Annotated in this window: 12 protein-coding genes and 1 pseudogene; 7 read left to right on the top strand and 6 right to left on the bottom strand. The window is 71.9% G+C overall.

Translation table 11 applies throughout. From position 1 onward, the window contains the following. Nucleotides 1-360: 360 nt before the first annotated feature. Nucleotides 361-1,878: an FG-GAP-like repeat-containing protein gene (locus OG689_RS35755; protein ID WP_266325340.1), complete on the bottom strand. Its 1,518-nt coding sequence runs from the start codon at nt 1,876-1,878 to the stop codon at nt 361-363. Between the two features lie 933 nt (nt 1,879-2,811). Between OG689_RS35755 and OG689_RS35750 the strand changes: the two are divergent. Next, nucleotides 2,812-3,306, top strand: a pseudogene (locus OG689_RS35750) (PadR family transcriptional regulator); the annotation flags it as partial. A gap of 418 nt (nt 3,307-3,724) precedes the next feature. On the opposite strand, the gene OG689_RS35745 reads toward OG689_RS35750, so the two are convergent. Further along, nucleotides 3,725-4,225: a hypothetical protein gene (locus OG689_RS35745; protein WP_266325338.1), complete on the bottom strand. Its 501-nt coding sequence runs from the start codon at nt 4,223-4,225 to the stop codon at nt 3,725-3,727. Between the two features lie 711 nt (nt 4,226-4,936). Continuing rightward, nucleotides 4,937-6,124 carry a serine hydrolase domain-containing protein gene (locus tag OG689_RS35740; RefSeq protein WP_266325336.1) on the bottom strand — a complete coding sequence of 396 codons (1,188 nt, stop codon included), beginning with the start codon at nt 6,122-6,124 and terminating at the stop codon, nt 4,937-4,939. Between the two features lie 140 nt (nt 6,125-6,264). On the opposite strand from OG689_RS35740, the gene OG689_RS35735 reads away from it, so the two are divergent. Both OG689_RS35735 and OG689_RS35730 read left to right on the top strand, forming a co-directional pair. Further along, the gene (locus OG689_RS35735; protein WP_266325334.1) at nt 6,265-7,506 is read left to right on the top strand and encodes a histidine kinase; all 1,242 of its coding nucleotides are present in this window, start codon (nt 6,265-6,267) and stop codon (nt 7,504-7,506) included. A 29-nt stretch (nt 7,507-7,535) separates the two neighbouring features. Next, nucleotides 7,536-8,243, top strand: a complete 708-nt coding sequence (locus OG689_RS35730; protein WP_266327673.1) for a response regulator transcription factor — start codon at nt 7,536-7,538, stop codon at nt 8,241-8,243. Between the two features lie 104 nt (nt 8,244-8,347). Here OG689_RS35730 and OG689_RS35725 read toward each other — a convergent pair whose 3' ends face one another. Next, nucleotides 8,348-9,562 (bottom strand): transposase, encoded by a 1,215-nt coding sequence (locus OG689_RS35725; RefSeq protein WP_266325332.1) that lies wholly within the window; start codon nt 9,560-9,562, stop codon nt 8,348-8,350. Between the two features lie 51 nt (nt 9,563-9,613). Between OG689_RS35725 and tnpA the strand changes: the two genes are divergently transcribed. Then, complete coding sequence (gene tnpA, locus OG689_RS35720; RefSeq protein WP_266320553.1) at nt 9,614-10,042, top strand: IS200/IS605 family transposase; 429 nt, start codon at nt 9,614-9,616, stop codon at nt 10,040-10,042. 415 nt (nt 10,043-10,457) lie between these two features. Here tnpA and OG689_RS35715 read toward each other — a convergent pair whose 3' ends face one another. Then, entirely contained in the window at nt 10,458-11,639 is a 1,182-nt protein-coding gene (locus OG689_RS35715) for a serine hydrolase domain-containing protein (protein ID WP_266325330.1), read from the bottom strand. Between the two features lie 432 nt (nt 11,640-12,071). On the opposite strand from OG689_RS35715, the gene OG689_RS35710 reads away from it, so the two are divergent. From OG689_RS35710 to OG689_RS35700, 3 genes are read left to right on the top strand one after another with little or no spacing between them, the layout of a single operon-like run. After that, complete coding sequence (locus tag OG689_RS35710; RefSeq protein WP_266325328.1) at nt 12,072-14,012, top strand: LodA/GoxA family CTQ-dependent oxidase; 1,941 nt, start codon at nt 12,072-12,074, stop codon at nt 14,010-14,012. Further along, complete coding sequence (locus OG689_RS35705) at nt 14,012-15,214, top strand: tryptophan 7-halogenase (RefSeq protein ID WP_266325326.1); 1,203 nt, start codon at nt 14,012-14,014, stop codon at nt 15,212-15,214. Before OG689_RS35710 ends, OG689_RS35705 begins: the two co-directional genes overlap by 1 nt. Beyond that, a complete protein-coding gene (locus tag OG689_RS35700; protein WP_266325324.1) occupies nt 15,211-15,930 on the top strand; it encodes a hypothetical protein in 720 nt (239 codons plus the stop codon). The genes OG689_RS35705 and OG689_RS35700 overlap by 4 nt, the downstream gene beginning before the upstream one ends. A 110-nt stretch (nt 15,931-16,040) precedes the next feature. Here OG689_RS35700 and OG689_RS35695 read toward each other — a convergent pair whose 3' ends face one another. Then, nucleotides 16,041-16,487, bottom strand: coding sequence for a nucleoside deaminase (locus OG689_RS35695; RefSeq protein ID WP_266325322.1), 447 nt, complete (start codon nt 16,485-16,487; stop codon nt 16,041-16,043). Nucleotides 16,488-16,569 lie beyond the last annotated feature (82 nt).

Below are 16,569 nucleotides of genomic sequence, written 5' to 3'. Positions count from 1 at the left end.
CACCCGCCGCCGGCAGCATTCGGACATCGGCCGCCGGCTCGACGCGGAAGCGTCCCGGTGGTCGGCTCCGCCGACGGCATGGGCCGCCGGGCGAGGCCGGCCCGGTGGTCGGTCCGGAGCCGCTGGTGTTCGGCGGCCCGCTCCCCGGGCCGGCACCGGCTTGTTTCCCCTGACGGGACGTTGTTCCCCCTCGGACACAACCCCTTGGCGACCATGCTGGAGACGGACGGTTCGGTTCTTGAGCAGTCGCCCGCCGAGCCCGGACCGCCGACCTCCTCCCCCCAGAACGTGGCGGTGCCCCGATCACTAAGGGTGATCGGGGCACCGCCGCATTGCCGTCCGGGTAGTTGCTCCGTCGCGCTACTCGAAGGAGAGGGTGCCCTGGCCGGGCTGGCTGAGGTAGTTCTGCCAACCGGAGGAGAGCGGGAGGTTGGCACCGAAACTGGTCCCGGACCCGAGGTGGGTGGCGACGGTGCCGTCGGTCCCCTGGATGACGAGGTCCGCCTTGCCGTCACCATTGATGTCCGGGAACGTCAACCGCCCCTGGCCGGGCTGGCTGAGGTAGTTCTGCCAACCGGAGGAGAGGGGCAGGTTGGCACCGAAACTGGTCCCGGACCCGAGGTGGGTGGCGACGGTGCCGTCGGTCCCCTGGATGACGAGGTCCGCCTTGCCGTCACCATTGATGTCCGGGAACGTCAACCGCCCCTGGCCCGGCTGGCTGAGGTAGTTCTGCCAACCGGAGGAGAGGGGCAGGTTGGCACCGAAACTGGTCCCGGACCCGAGGTGGGTGGCGACGGTGCCGTCGGTCCCCTGGATGACGAGGTCCGCCTTGCCGTCACCATTGATGTCCGGGAACGTCAACCGCCCCTGGCCCGGCTGGCCGAGGTAGTTCTGCCAACCGGAGGAGAGCGGAACGTTGGCACCGAAACTGGTCCCGGAGCCGTTGTTGAAGCGGACGCCGATGGTGCCGTCGGCGCCCTGGACCAGCAGATCCTTGGTGCCGTCGCCGTTGATGTCGGCGTAGTACAGGCGGCCCTGGCCGGCGCCGCCGAGGTAGTTCTGCCAACCCGCGCTGACCGTCGTGCTGGCACCGAAGCTCGTCCCCGACCCCGGACGGAGCCCGATCGTCCCGTCCGTGCTCAGCACCATCAGATCGGCCTTGCCGTCACCAGTGACGTCCGCACGGGTGTTTGTGTCCTGGATGTTGTCGTAGCGGCGGGGGCTGAAGGTGCCGTGGCCGCTGTAGTAGGGGTAGGGGATGCTGTGGTGGACGGCGCCGCTGCTGCCGGACTCCTCCAGCGCGTCGTACGTGGAGTGGTCGGAGCTGGTCCATCCGTTGAAGATGACCACGTGGCCGCTGGCGCCCGAGTCGGGGTTGAGGAGGACGTCACCCGGCTTGAGGGACTCCTTGGCTATGGAGGATGTGTAGTTCAGCAGAGTGCCGGTGGTCTCGCCCCAGTTGTTCCCGCTCGAGGAGTCCAGATGCCAGGCCATCGAGACGAAGCCGGAGCAGTCGGTGCGGTACTTGCCGTTGGCGTCGGTGCGGTAGCTGGTCATGCTGTACGGCACGCCTGCGTCGACCCATGACTGGGCCCGGGCGATGACCTCCGCCCTGCTGATGCTGCCCCCTGCCGAGGAGTCCGCGGTCAGTGCGGCGAAGGCGTCGGCCGCCCGGGGAGCTGCGGCAAGCTGCGCCGCCGAGGCGGTCGTCGGGTTGGGCACGGTCGGGGTGAAGTGGGTCAGGAAGCCCGGGTTCGCCGCAGTGGACGGGGCTGCGGTGGACGGCGCCGGGGTGTTGGCGACGGCCTGCCCCAGCGTCGTGGCGGTGACCGCGCCGACGACTGCGGCGGACAAGGCAATACGGATGATCATGTTCATGACATTCTCCTGGCGGGATGGAAGTACAGGGGTTCTCCGGGTTCGGAGAACCAGAGGCTGAGCTGCGAAGAGGACAAGCGGGGATCGCTGTCGCACCGGCGCAACGATCTGGGCGGCGCCGGCTCATGGAGATCGGAGAGGGCGGCGAAGCGGACGCCTGCCTTCGTGGAGCGACATCGGGCCGAGGTTCGGTTCGGCTCGCGGCTCCCGCTTCAGGGCCCCCGGCGGGCGCGCGTCCAGCTTGACGGCGTGTCGGAAGTCAGTGGTGGGCCTTGCGCCTGAGCGGAGGCCCGGCAGCCGGGGCCGGGGCCGGGGCCGGGGTTCAGCTTCGCTACGAGGCGATGCTGTGCCGTGCTGTGCCGTGCCGTGCCGTGCCGTGCTGTGCTGTGCTGTGCGAGACCGTGCGATGCGCCGATGTTCCAGCGCGCGGCCCGCGCGCCCTGAAAATGAGGGGCGGTCAGGCGCCCTCACCTTCGACCAGACAGGTGGGGGATGCCGAGCCCGGCCGGTGTGCCTGCGGGCAGTACGCCCGTGAAGCCGCATGGCGGGCCTCGGCCCGCCGCCCCGGCCGGTCTTCCTGAACCGACGGGCAGGGTTCCGGCCGATGGCATGGGCACCGAGAGGCAACGGGGCCCTGCGAAGGCGATGACCGCCGAGGCCGCAAGGAAGACGGCCGAGCCGGTTGCCATGACCGGCGCGTCGAAGCCGACTCCCGTCCGCCACTGCCGGGTGATCACCACAACCGCCGTCGGCAGACCGGCGAGCATCCGCGCTGCCACTGGGCGGACGGGGCCACCGCGAAGACGTTCCATGGAGGGAAGGTGCATACGTACGACATCGAAGACCCCCGGGATTGCTGACGTTCCGTTTCTGACATGTCGAATCTAGAATCTCCAGCATCGACATGTCAAGAGTGGAAGGTAAGGTGGCGGCATGAGCCTTCGCCACGCCCTCCTCGGACTCCTATCGGAGCGCCCCGCCAGCGGCTACGACCTGCTGAAGCGCTTCGAGACCTCTTTGGCCAACTTCTGGCCTGCCACGCAGAGCCAGATGTACACAGAACTGTCCAAGCTCGCCGATAACGGGCTGATCAGCGTCTCGGCCCAGGGCCCGCGCGGCCGCAAGGAGTACACCCTCACCGACGAAGGCCTGGCAGAACTGCGCCACTGGCTGACGGAGACCAAGCCCCAACGCAACACCCGTAACGACACGGTGCTGCGGGTCTTCTTCCTCAACGTGCTCACGCCCGAACAGGCGCGGAGCTACCTCACCGAGCTCGTGGAGCTGTCGGAGCGGGAGCACGAGGCCTTGCGTCGACTGGCCGACTCCATCGACTGGGGCGACGACCCGTTGTCGGTGAACGGCAAGATCGCCCTCGAGTACGGCCTCCGCTTCAACGCGATGCGCCGCGAATGGGCCGCGTGGGCAACGGACCAAATCCGCTGGACGAACGGCGGCCCGGCCGGCCACCGCCAGCAACTGTCCGCGATCCACGAGCAGTTGAAGGCGATCGGCCACCCCGCCCGTCCCGAAACCGAAGCATCTCCCGTCCGGCTCACGGAGCCCCCCGCTCCAACGGGAAAACCCCACCATCGGACCGCCGGCAGCGCCGGGGACGGGCACGGCGGCCGGCGGGACCGGGGCCAGGCCGGAATGGCCGACGGGGCCGACGGCGCCGGGCGGCCGGACCGGCCGGGGCCGCAGGCCGGAGGGCGCGGGCCGGAGGGCGCAGGCCGAAGCGACGGCGCAGGGCGACGGCGCAGCTGCGGGGGTGCACGCCCGCAGCTGCGCCGTCTGCAGAATCTGCGCCGCTACGGGGCCGACACCGCGGTCCGGCGCCGGAGTCTCACGCCAGCCGGCCGAGGCCCACCTCGAACAGCCGGTCGGCGCCGATCCCGAGCTCGGGTGCCAGCGCGTGGTCCTCCATCCGCCCGGCCGCGGCGTGGAACCGGCCGGCCAGTGCCAACAGGGTCGTTGCCCGCAGCCCCTCGTTCTTGAGCGGCACGCGCGACGGCGGCCAGGGCGCCGGAAGCCTGGGCGGCGTTCCGCAGAAGTCGTCGACGACCCGCGCGATCTCGGCGCGGTGGGCCTCCCGTGCGGACCGGGCGGCCCCGTCGCCGGAGGCGTCGGCGATCCGCTGCTGGACGTACACACGCTCGATCGCGGTGTCCGCTGCCCGCATCACCGTGACGGCCTCCAACCAGTGCTGGCAGGACTCCGGATCCGGCTCGATCCACTCCGGCGGCGGGACCTCGCCGGGGAGGAAGGAGCTGCAGGCCGCCCACTGCATGACGGAGTCCAACAGCGTGACGAACTGCGTCTTGGGGATCTCGATCCGGTCGTTCATCGGTGCCTCCTGGCTTCGAAGGGCTCGGCCACCGTCACGCTCTCACGCCCATCCCGCGCACTTTGCTCCGCTGCTCGGGCGTTGGCCTGCCCGGACAGCGCTCGCGGGATCCGGCCCGCCGGTGCCCAAGGGTGGGCAAGACTGACAATTGGTCAGTATACGAGCTTCCAAGGGCCGGATCCCGATCAACACGACGACGATCTGCTCCTCACCCTCCTCGGCAGCCACCACCGACGGTCCGGCCCGGTCCGGACGCGGGGGCGAGGCCGGACAGCCGGACAACACAGGCACACGGCCTGGACGGGCGGCCGGGCCGGGTGCCCGGGCCGAACCGGCAGCAGAACGGACGACAGCCCGGACGACGACCGGCCCGGCCACCCGACGGCGGCGACACCGGGACGGCGCAGGCCTGGCCCCCGGCCGCCGGAACGCGGCGCGGGGACCGACGGGTCGGCGCAGCGCGGGCCAGGGATGGGCGAAGAGCGGCGCGGGCCAGGACAGCGGCGGCAGCACAGCGGGGCTGGGCGAGCCGTGGAAGGCAGAACCGCGCCCCGCGGAAGGCGCCGGTCACAACCGTGACCGGCGCCTTCCGCTGTCCCGGACGGACGGAGGACGGAGGTTTCGCGTCGGCCGGCGGTGGTCAGGCACCGCAGCCTGCGGCCGGTGCCCAGGACCCAGCTGGGCTCGGCGTGGCCCTGCCCGGTACGTGTTTCAGCCGCACAGGGCCCTGTCCACGGCGTCCTTCACGTGCTGTGCGGCCGCCTCGTCCCTCGGGATGCTGGTGACCGCGACGTTGGCGGCGCGGCCGTCGTCGGTGGCACCGCCCCGGGTCTCGTAGCCCGCGATGTCGCCGCCGTGGCCCCAGTGGACGCCGCCGCACGACAGCGGCCTGCTCGTGAGCCCCAGCCCGTAGCGGAGGCCTGAGGTCCCGGCGGGGACGGTCGTGCGCATCTCGGCGAGCTGGTCCGCCGGGAGGAGGCGACCGGCGAGGAGCGCGGTGAAGAAGCGGTTGAGGTCGGAGTTGGTGGAGATCAACTGGCCTGCCGCCCAGCCTGCGGAGGGGTCCATCTCCGTGAAGTCGCGCAGCGGTCCGTCCGCCGGGTTGCGGTGGTAGCCCTGGGGGTGCGGCTCTCGGACGGTCATCTCGCCGGGGGCGGGGAAGTAGGTGTGGCGCAGCCCGATGCGCTTGATGATGCGCCGGTCCATCTCCTCGGCAAGGGGGCGGCCGGTGACCTTCTGGACGATCAGGCCGGCGAGGACGTAGTTGGTGTTGCTGTACCCCCACGTCGTGCCCGGAGCCGCGTCGGCCTTGTGGCGGAGGGCGATGTCGAGCAGCTCGCGGGGCTCGAAGTACCGGTTCCTGATCTCGTCGTCGTCGACGTGGATGCCGTATTCGGGGAGTCCGCTGGTGTGCTGGAGGAGCTGACGGACGGTGATGCGGCGCCCGTCGATCCCCTCTCCGCGGACGAGGCCGGGCAGGTAGGTGTCGACGGTGGCGTCGAGGCCGATCTTCCCTTCGCCGGCCAGTTGCAGGACCACGACCGCCGTGAACGCCTTGGTGTTGCTGCCGATCCGTACCTGGCCGTCCCCGGGCACCTTCGAGCCGGTGGTCAGGTCGCCGACTCCTGCGGTGTAGGTGCGGGTGCGGCCGTCGCGGTCCTGGAAGCTCGCCAGGGCGGCGGGCATCCCGTCGTCGCGCACCAGCGTGTTCAGGGCCTGTTGGACAGCGTCCGGCCTGGCGGCGGCGGCGGGATCGAAGGCGGAGGTGGCGGGCGGGGCGAGGGCGCCCAGCGTCATGACGCCGATGGCCACCGCGGCCGCGATCGGCACGGCCCGTCGCCGTCCACCGCCCTGCCGGCGGGTCGAGGAACGAAAGCACTGCCGGGTCTGAGCACGCATGAGTCAACTCCTGGGGCATCGTTCGGTCGGGGCACGATCCTGGTTTCCAGGGCACTGTGACCGCATCGCGGGAAGGCGGGAGAAATCGCTCCCCCGATCGGGGGAGGCTGCCGGTGGGCTGCCCGGCGATACTGGCGACCATGATCAGGGGAATTCGGCCGCTACTGCGCGGCTCCACGTATTCGGGTGTGCTGTTCGCCTACTGCGGCGCGCTGGCAAGCCTTCCACTGCTGCCTTTCGCCCTGCTGCCGGCGCTGTCGTGGCGATCCGCTCCCGAGGGCGTGCAGATCGTCCTGGTTCTGCTGGTCTGGGCGGTGCTGGTCGGCGTGGTCGGACTGGCGCGCCCCGTACGGCGGGCGCTGGTCGTGTCCGCCCGCCGGCTGCTGCGGGTGCCGCTGCCGAATCCGGTGGCCGGTCGCCGGGCCTCCGGTTCACCCGGCCTCGACCGCTGGCGGACCCCGCTCTGGCTGGTACTGCACGTGGCCGTCGGGTGGACGGGGGCACTGGCGAGCGGGGTGCTGTTCATCATGGGCCTCTCCCTGCCGGGCAATTGGCTCGGCGGCGAGGCACGGGCGAGTCTGTTCGGCACGTCGGTCCGGGTGTCGGGCGGGTGGAGCTGGGTGGTGGCGGCCGGCTGCGTCCTGCTGGCGGTGGCCGTCTGCGTGCTGATGACGAAGGCCCTGCGGTGGTCGGCGCCGCGGCTGTTGGGGCCGTCGGCGGCAGAACGGCTCGCGCTGGCTGCCGAGCGGGAACTGCTGCTGGCCGAACGCAACAGGATTGCCCATGAGTTGCACGACTCGATCGGGCACACGCTGACGGCGGCCACCATCCAGGCGGCAGTGGCGGGCGAGGTGCTCTCCGCCGACCCGGCGGCGGCGCGGGCCGCCATGCGCAGCATCGAGGAGTCGACGCGGGCCGCGCTGGAGGACCTGGACTACGTGCTCGGAGTGCTGCGCGAGGAGCAGTCGGGGACGGCGCCGACCCGGGCCCTGACCGATCTCCCCGAGCTGCTGGACCGGCTGCGGCACGCGGGGGCGGTGGTGGAACCGGAGCTGTCGGGCGAGCTGGCGCAGGTGCAGGGGACGCTCTCCCGGGCGGCGTACCGGATCCTCCAGGAGGGGCTGACGAACGCGCTGCGCCACGGGGCGGGCGGTCCGATCGAGGTCCGGGTGGCGGCCGGGCCGGACGGGCTGGATCTCACGGTGGTCAACCGGATCGGGGCGCGGTCGGCCCCGGGCCCGGGGGCCTTCCCGACCTCGGGTCACGGTCTGCCCGGGCTGGCCGAGCGCGTCCGGCTGCTGCACGGTGAGTTCCTGGCCGGCCCCGACGGGACGCAGCAGTGGCGGCTGGCCGTCCGGCTGCCGGTACGGGTGTCGGCGTGAGTGGATCCGACGCGGGCGAAGGCACGGCCCTGCCCGCCGTCACGAGCAGCCCCGCCGTCACCAGTCCCACCGTCACCAGTCCCACCGTCACCCTCCTGATCGCGGACGACGACGAGGTGACCCGCAGCGGCCTGCGCCTGCTGCTCGCCGCACAGCCGGGGATCGCGGTGGTCGGCGAGGCCGCCGACGGCGTCGAGGCGGTCGAACGGGCGCTGAGCCTGCAGCCGGACGTGGTCCTGATGGACGTCAGGATGCCGCGTCGCAACGGGATCGAGGCCACGCGGCAGCTGCTGGCCGAAGCGGCCGACCCGCCGAAGGTCGTGGTGATCACCACTTTCGAGAACGACGGGTACGTCACCGCCGCGCTCAGCGCGGGCGCCAGCGGCTTCGTCCTCAAGCGCCTGCCGGTCCGCCGGATCGCCGAGGCGGTCCGGGTGGTGGCGGCGGGCGAGGCCGTCCTCTTTCCGGCCGCACTGGGCCGCATGGTCGCCGCCCGCCCGCTGGGCTCCGCCGAGGCCCTGCCGCGGGCCGCCCTGACCGGCCGGGAGGAGGAGGTGCTGCGCCTGATGGCCACCGGCCTCTCCAATCCGGAGATCGCGGAGTCCCTCACGGTGAGCCTGGAGACGGTCAAGACCCACGTCGGAAGCGTGCTGACCAAGCTCGGCGCGCAGAACCGGACCCATGCGGTGGTGATCGCGTACGAGTCGGGCCTGGTGGTCCCGGGCTTCGCCGGCTGACCGTGGCGCACCGAACCCGACGGAGGCAGCCATGGCGCGATCCCAGATGCGTCCTGGTTGCAGTCCTGGTGACTCCTCCCCGGCGTAAACGCCGGGGCTTCTCGTTAAGCCGGTTGGGCTTCGCGGCGGACCAGCCCGGCCCGTAGAACGTTGATGGCTCCCACTGTGTCGGCGTGGGCCTTGTGCCCGCAGGCGACGCAGTGGAAAGTCTCCTGGTTGGGCCGGTTCTCCGCCGCGACGTGCCCGCACGGGGGGCACGTCCGGGAGGTGTTGCGGGGGTTCACGGCGATCACTTCTCGTCCGGCGCTCTCAGCCTTGGCGTGCAGGATCGTCAGGAACACCCCCCATCCGGCATCGGCAATGCCGCGGTTGAGTCCGGTCTTGGCCGCCGCGCCGTTGGGCAGGAATGCCCCTGCCCTCTCGGGGTCGGGCTTTGGCGCGACGGTCTTGACCATGTTGCGGATCGTCAGGTTCTCGTGCGCGATGAAGTCGTGCTCACGGACCAGGGTGACGGCGGTCTTGTGGGCGTGGTCGAGCCGTTGGCGGCGGACCTTGCCGTGCAGCCTGGCGACCTTCTCAACAGCGCGTTGGTGGTTGCTGGTGCGCTTGTCCCGGCGGACGCGCGGGAACTTGGCGAGGGCCTGCTGTGCGGCTTCGAGCTTCGCCGCGTCGGTTCGACCGTGGCGGGGGTTGGGGACGAACCCGCCGGTCGAGTCGGCGAGGAAGTTCGCTATCCCGAGGTCGATGCCGACAGCGGAGCCGGTCGCGGGAAGCGGCTCCGGCTGGTCCTGCTCCGCGGTCAGCACAACGAACCACTTCCGGCCCTCGCGCTTGACGCTGACTGTCTTGACCCTACCGGCCACGGCCCGGTGCTGATGCACCTTGACGTGCCCGACACCTTGCAAGCGCACGCGGGTCACCGGGTCGTGCGGCGTGGAATCCCAGCGGCAGCCGTCCCCGTCCTTCGGGAACTCCACCGTGTCGAACCAGTTCACGCCCCGGAAGCGCGGATAGCCGGGCGTGTCACCGGACTTGGCCCGCCGGAAGAACGCCGCGAACGCCTTGTCGAGACGACGAAGCGTGGCCTGCTGCGAGCTGAACGACCAGCGGCCCTGGCGCTCAGGGTCGAACGCCCGGATCTCCTTGAGCTGCGCGGACTGCATCCCGTACTTGATGCTCGTCCTCGACACGTGCCGGTAGGCGTCCCGGCGTTCCTGCAACGCACCGTTGTAGAGCGAGCAGTGATCCCGCAGCATCTCGGACAGCGCCTGTGTCTGGCCCACGGTGGGCCGCATGAGGAACTTGTATGCACGGATCATCCGGCCCACCCCCTTCCTTGGTCAGCTCGAAGAGCATACTATAATTGGCCCATGTCACCACGCTGGGAACCAAACCCCGACATTCGCCGGGGAAACCACGTCATCTACAACCTGCACGCCCACTTGGTGTTCGTCACCAAATACCGCCGAGAGATCTTCGATGACGCCATGCTGACGCGCTGCGAGGAGATCATGCGGGACGTGTGCGAGAGCTTCGGCGCGGAGCTGCGCGAGTTCAACGGCGAGGGCGATCATGTGCACCTGCTCGTGCACTACCCGCCAAAGGTCGCCCTGTCGAAGCTGGTCAACAGCCTCAAGGGCGTCAGCTCCCGCTACCTGCGGGCTGAATACACCGGACGCATCAACCGCATCGGGATGGGGTCGGTGTTCTGGGCGCCCTCGTACTTCGCCGGTTCATGCGGCGGCGCGCCGCTCAGCATCGTCAAGGACTACATCGAGAACCAGAAGCGGCCCACCTGACCGTCAACCCGGAGCCGCAGAGAACTCCGCCGCTTCGCGACTCCGGGCCAAGGATCGCATTCCCGCCCGGCCTAAAGGCCGGGATTCCCTGCGAAGATCAGGGGATGGAGGTGGAGGCCGGCCGCGCGGGACGAGGACCAGGACGACCAGGACGCCCGGCGGGCGGGCGGCGGTGGCGGAGAGCCGGCGCGACGGCAGTACAGCTGGACGACCGTTGACCAGCCCGGAGTGTGGTGTTGGGCGGTGCTCGGTCGGGATGTCCACTGGTCGCCGCTTGTTGATTGGTGGACGTCTTCGCCTGTGCCGAGGGCCGCGGGGATCCGGTTGCGAGTCGACGGCACCGAGACCCAAGAAGGCGGGGTGGGGTGGCACTGCTGAACCACCAGCGAGTCGCGGGGTTGCTGTGGGCGGGGGCCTACCGGCACAAGGCCGCGTCCACGGCGGCTTCGACCTTCTGCATGGCCGCCCCGTCGTTCGGCTGGACGGTCACCGCGATGTCGACGGCCCGGCCGTCCTCGGTGACTCCGCCGCGGGTCTCGTAGCCCGGGAAGCTGCCGCCGTGGCCCCAGTGGACACCGCCGCACGAGAGCGGGGTGCTCACCAGGCCCAGTCCGTACCGGGTTCCGGCCGGGAAGGTGCCGCCGGTGGTGGGGACGGTGGTGCGCATCGCGTCCAGCTGGGCCTTCTTGAGCAGCCCGCCCTTCAACAGGGCGGTGTAGAAGGTGTTGAGGTCGGAGTTGGTGGAGACCAGCTGGCCTGCTGCCCACGCCCAGGAGGGGTCGGTCCCGGTGACGTCGGTCAGCGGCGCTCCCGGCGTCAGCGGCGCGGCCGGCGACTCCTGGATGTAGCCGTGCGGGTGGGGCCCGCGGATGGTCGCGTCGCCGGGTGCCGGGAAGTAGGTGTGGCGCAGCCCGAGGCGCTTGATCACCCGCTGGTCGATCTCGGCGGCGATGGAACGGCCGGTGACTTCCTCCACGATCAGGCCGGCCAGCACGTAGTTGGTGTTGCTGTACCCCCACTTTCCGGGCCGGAAGTCCTCCTTGTGCTGGAGAGCCAGGTCGACGAGTTCGAGTGGCTGGTAGGTACGGACGTCGTCGCCGAGGTACTTCGAGTAGTTGGGCAGCCCGCTGGTCTGCTGCAGGAGCTGGCCGACTGTGACAGCACCCGCGTCGGTCCCGTCGCTGAAGGCGAGGCTGTGCAGGTGCTCGCCGATCGTGTCGTCGAGGGCGAGCCGGTGCTCGCCGACCAGCTGCAGCACGACCACCGCGGTGAAGGCCTTGGTGTTGCTGCCGATGCGCACCTGGCCGTCGTCGGGCATCTTCGAGCCGGTGGCCAGGTCACCGACTCCGGCGGTGTAGGTCCGGGTGTGTCCGTACCGGTCCCGTTCGGCGGCCAGCGCACCGGGTACGCCGGCCGAGCCCACGAGTTCGTCGAGGCGCTGCTGCAGGACGTCCGGCCGGGTGTGCGTCGCCGGGGTGGCGGCGGCCGGCGAGGTGAGCGCGCCGGTGAGGGCGCTGCTGGCCAGTGCGAGGGCCACGGCGACGGCCGTGGTCCGGCGGCGCGGCGGGCGGGGGCGGTGCTGGGCGGACGAGTTCACGGAGCGTCTCCTGTCGCTGGACCGGTGCGTGATGGGGCCGGGCCCCGGGGTGCCGGGTTCTGGCGCTCCCGCCGGGCCGGTCCGATGACGATGATCGCTACCGCGCGTTCGGCCGCGCATCCCGGAGAACGGGGAGATTGCCCTCCCCCGATCGGGGGAGGTGGCCGCTGACCTGCCAAGGAACCGCGACCGGACGACGGCCGTCCCTGCAGGACCCGGACGGGAGGTAGCCTCCGAGGGGCGGCGGCCGGGCGCCCTGCAACAGGACCTCGGCCTCCTGCGGTGGGGCGAGCATGCCGTCGTCGGAGTTCACCCCCGGGAGTGATTGGTCGTGTCCGTCCGACTGGACGGCGCCCACTTGCCCTAGCGTTCGTTGACGAACCGTCCCCTCGGGGCGGGACCACGCCATCGCCATCGCTGGAGGCAGGCCAGATGTCAGACGAAATCGTCCGCGCAGCCATCCACCCCGCCATCGGGTTCGCCCGGGTCGGCAACTCCCCCGAGGAGTACTACCTCGCACCCGAGGTTCCCGACCCGCTCCCGCAGGAACCCGGCTACTACAAGGACGCCGCGGGCGCGATCAAACGCGAGGCGGCGCGGTTCCGGATCTACGGCTACAACGCGCAGGGTGAGGCCGTCGCCGAACTCACCGCCGACAACGCCGAGATCCGCTGGACGGCGCACCTGGCGAACCAGAAGGCCGCCTGGTACCAGTTCCAGCTCGCCCTGGACATCCCGGACGCCGCGTTCGCCAAGCCGTCCGCGCTGCGCAACGCGGACATCACCGGGGACCGCCGCAAGGACCTGGTCATCGACGGGGGCCCGATCGAGATCACCGGACGCCGCACGGCCGGCCCGGACTACCAGTTCCGCAACGGCACCTTCATGAGCAAGGAGGTCTACCTCGGCGAGCTGCGCACCGACGAGGACGGCCGCCTGCTGGTCCTCGGCGGCTTCGGCGCGTCCGCCTCCTGGGACGGCCGGCCGGTCAACACCTTCGCCAACAACGACGGTTGGCACGACGACACCGGCGACGGCCCGGTCACCGCGACCGTCACCGTCGGCGGCCGCGAGATCCCCGTCGACCCGGCCTGGGTGGCGGTCGCCCCGCCGAACTACGCGCCGGCGCTCAAGGGCATCCGCACCCTCTTCGACCTGCTGTTCGACGTGTTCGTCAGCAACGGCTCGCTGCCCTTCCCCGAGCGGGTCTCCTTCACCCGGGACATCGCCCCGCTGCTGCGCCGCTTCGACGAACACCAGTGGGTGAACCAGGGTTTCGCCGCCCACTTCGGCCACCGCGGCGCGGGCCACTCCTTCACCCCGGAGCTGCTCGCCCGGCTCAGCGACGCCGGCCGGGCCCACCGCCCGCTGCGGCAGGTGGTCTTCGACGCGCTGCGGGACTTCGCCACCGACGGCACCTCGCCGGTCCCCTGGCCGTGGCTGTACGGCGACGGCATGACCGTGCCGCCGCGGACCGAGCTCCAGCACATGGCCCTCTCCCCCACCCAGTACAAGATGTTCCAGCTCTGGGCGCAGGGCGAGTTCGAGGACGACTGGGACGCCCTGGGCTCCGTACCGCCGCCGCGCGAGCTCGACGAGCTGCCGCTCGGCGAGCGGCCCGGCGCGCTGGACCGCGCGGCACTGGACTTCTGTCTCGCCGACGCCTTCCATCCGGGCTGCGAGGTCACCTGGCCGATCCGGCACGCCACGATGTACATGGCGCCGTTCCGGATCCGCCACCGCCCCTCCGACCAGCCGGAGCCCTGCTACGGCACGGTGCTCTCCCCGGAGGAGGCACTGGCGGTGAACGGGCCGCTGTTCGCCCAGCCCCCGGGCGCCCTCACCCGGTGGATGGCCGTGCCCTGGCAGGCCGACACCGCCAGCTGCCGATCCGGCTACGAGCTGGCCCTCAACCCCCGGCACGACCCCTACCTGCCGACCTTCTGGCCCGCCCGGGTGCCCAACCACGTACTCACCGACGACGACTACCGGATCGTCGTGGACCAGGGCCGGCCGTCCTCCGAGCGTGAGGAGGCCTTCGAGCGGCGGGCGGTGTGGCTGCGCGGCCTGCGGGGGCAGAACCAGGAGCAGCTCAACCAGATGATCGACGACTGGTTCCGGCTCGGGATCGTCGAGGTCCGCGAGGGCGCGCCGGGCTTCCCCGAGCGGATCCAGGTCGAGTCCACGCCGTCCATCGACCTGACAGGCGTGCCGCACACCCAGAACCTGGTCACCCTGCACGTCCCGCAGGCCGCCGACCCGGCGCTGGCCACGGCCGCCATCGAGCAGGCGATCGCGGTCAGCGGCTACACCGCCGAAGAGGTCACGGCCGGCTACATCGACAAGGTCGCGCGCCACCGCGACGACGCCTGATGGCGGCCCGCCGAAGCGGCGGGGACGGCCACTACGACGTGGTGGTCGCGGGCGGCGGCCCGGCCGGGGCCACCGCCGCGCTCACCCTGGCCCGGGCCGGGCGGCGCGTCCTGCTCGCCGACGCCGGCAACGGGCCGGCCAAGGTCGGCGAGGCCCTGCCCTCGGTCGCCCGGGTGCTCCTGCGCGACCTCGGCGCCGGTGACCTCCCGCTCGCCACCGGGCACCTGCCCTGCTACGCCAACCTGTCCTCCTGGGGCTCGCCCGCCCTGCACGGCACGGACTTCATCCGTGACCCGAACGGGCCGGGCTGGCACCTGGACCGCGGGCGCTTCGACCACCGGCTGCGCGAGGCGGCCGCGGCGGCCGGCGCCGAGGCCGCCACCTGTACGACGGTCCGCCCGGCCGAGCACCACCGGGACGGCGGTTGGCTGGTCGCCCTGCGCGGGACGGCGGCGGAGCGCACCGTCCGCTGCGACTGGTTGGTGGACGCCACCGGCCGCCGCCGGGCGCTCGTCCGCGCCCTCCGAACCCCCGGAGCCCGGGTCGGTCGCGGGTCGGTCGCGGCCGGTCCGGCGAAAAGACACCCGGACGACCGGCTGTTCGCCACCTGCCTGGAACTCGACCCCGACCCGCGCGGCCGCCCCGGCGAGAGCTCCTCGCTGGTGGAGGCCGCCGAGGACGGCTGGTGGTACACCACGCTGCTGCCGGGCGGACGACGCCTGCTCGCGTACTTCACCGACACCGACCTCGCGCCCTGCGAACTACGCACCCGGGACGGCTTCCTGCGGCTGCTGGACACCACCGGACACATCGCGGCCCGCGCCGGCGCCCATCCGCCGCCCGGTCCGGGCCGCCCCCGCCGGGCGCCCGCCCACTCGGCCCACCTCGACCGGCCCAGCGGCCCGGGCTGGACCGCCGTCGGGGACGCCGTCGCGGCCTTCGACCCGGTCTCCTCGCAGGGCATCCTCACCGCTCTGCACACCGGTGGGACCGGGGCGGCGGCCGTCCACGCCCACCTCGGCGGCGACCCCGGCGCCCTCGACGCCTACCACGCCGAGGTGACCGCGGTGCTCGCCGCATACCGACGCAACCACCACATGGTGTACGCCGCCGAGGGCCGCTGGAGCGAGCGGCCGTTCTGGCGACGGCGCCACCTCCTACCCCCACCCCCGCAGAACCCCTCACGAAAGGATCCGGCATGACGACACGTCACGACCACGACCACGAGGACCCCTCGGTCCACTCCTTCATCCTGGCCGGCAAGGACACCGTTTTCGGGCACCACCTGGCCATGTTCGGGATGGCCGAGCACCGCTACCAGGTGCTCGTGGAGTACGACCTGCCCACCGACATCGTCGACATCTACCTCAAGGACCAGGCCGACCGCCCCGCGAGCTGGCACGCGGTGCGCAACACCGAGAACATGGTGCTGCCGCCGATCGGCGACGGCTCGGTGACCGAGTACCCGGCCCGGCTGGACCGGGTCACCCAGACCGGCAACGGCGAGGACCGCATCTGGGAACCCATCTCGGGCGGCTTCACCGCGCGGATCCGGCGGGTCCTGAACTTCCGCCGCTTCAGCGACGAGCCGTTCCCGACGCACCTCACCTACCTGCTGTTCGGGAAGGGCGAGGAGGCCCACCTGACCCACCGCCTGGTCCAGCGCCCGCACTTCGAGCAGATCATCACCCTGCAGCGGGTGCCGGACGGGGTGACCCAGACCGACCTGGCGAGCGCCCTGGAGCTGAGCATCCCCGCCGTCCCCGACGCCGGCCACGACGGCCTGCCCTGGACCACCCGCCCGCTGCCCGCCCACAGCTACGACGCGCTGCTGCGCCGCACCACGGGCGCACCGGCACCCGTCACCCTCGACCTGGGCGACGAACGCTGGTGGAACATCACCACCCTGAACGCCTGAGACGTCGGGCAACTGGTCAACCGCACGGCGTGCGGCCCCGGCAGCACGGCACCCGTGGGGCGGCCGCCCGGTGCGGCGGGCGGCGCGGTACGGCGGGCGGGGCGGCCGCGCTACTCGCCGATGTCCTCGTGCCAGAGCTCGGGGCGGTCCGCGACGAAGCCGCGCATCAGGGCGGCGCACTCCTCGTCGTCCAGCACCGTCACCCGCACGCCGTGCTCGGCCAGCCAGTCGTGCCCGCCGTGGAAGGTCCTGGCTTCCCCGACCACGATCCGGCCGATGCCGAACTGGCGGACCAGGCCGCTGCAGTACCAGCAGGGCGAGAGCGTGGTCACCATGGTCGTCCGGCCGTAGCCGCGGAGCCGACCGGCCGCGCGGAAGGCCGCCGTCTCGGCGTGCACGGACGGGTCGCCGTCCTGGACGCGGCGGTTGCGGCCCCGGCCCAGCAGCACCCCGTCCGGGCCGAAGAGGGCCGCGCCGACCGGGATCCCGCCCTCGGCGAGGCCGCGGCGGGCCTCCTCCAGCGCCACCGCCAGCATCGCCCGCTCATCGGTCGTCATCCCGCCACTGTCCCGGGGCCGCGCGGCCGGCGCAAGCCGCCGGGCGGCCCCGGGTTCAGCGATCAGGGTTCAGCGATCAGGG

This window comes from Kitasatospora sp. NBC_00240 (assembly GCF_026342405.1).
Lineage (GTDB): Bacteria > Actinomycetota > Actinomycetes > Streptomycetales > Streptomycetaceae > Kitasatospora.
Note: the sequence above shows the minus strand (reverse complement) of the source record. Positions and strands in the feature narration are given on the sequence as shown.

Bases quoted from the DNA above. Each gene is read 5' to 3' on its own strand.
- OG689_RS35705 (WP_266325326.1), top strand. From the start codon at position 14,012: ATGGCGGCCCGCCGAAGCGGCGGGGACGGCCACTACGACGTGGTGGTC.
- OG689_RS35745 (WP_266325338.1), bottom strand. From the start codon at position 4,225: ATGAACGACCGGATCGAGATCCCCAAGACGCAGTTCGTCACGCTGTTG.
- OG689_RS35710 (WP_266325328.1), top strand. From the start codon at position 12,072: ATGTCAGACGAAATCGTCCGCGCAGCCATCCACCCCGCCATCGGGTTC.
- OG689_RS35700 (WP_266325324.1), top strand. From the start codon at position 15,211: ATGACGACACGTCACGACCACGACCACGAGGACCCCTCGGTCCACTCC.
- OG689_RS35725 (WP_266325332.1), bottom strand. From the start codon at position 9,562: ATGATCCGTGCATACAAGTTCCTCATGCGGCCCACCGTGGGCCAGACA.
- OG689_RS35755 (WP_266325340.1), bottom strand. From the start codon at position 1,878: ATGAACATGATCATCCGTATTGCCTTGTCCGCCGCAGTCGTCGGCGCG.
- OG689_RS35740 (WP_266325336.1), bottom strand. From the start codon at position 6,124: ATGCGTGCTCAGACCCGGCAGTGCTTTCGTTCCTCGACCCGCCGGCAG.
- OG689_RS35695 (WP_266325322.1), bottom strand. From the start codon at position 16,487: ATGACGACCGATGAGCGGGCGATGCTGGCGGTGGCGCTGGAGGAGGCC.
- OG689_RS35735 (WP_266325334.1), top strand. From the start codon at position 6,265: ATGATCAGGGGAATTCGGCCGCTACTGCGCGGCTCCACGTATTCGGGT.
- tnpA (WP_266320553.1), top strand. From the start codon at position 9,614: ATGTCACCACGCTGGGAACCAAACCCCGACATTCGCCGGGGAAACCAC.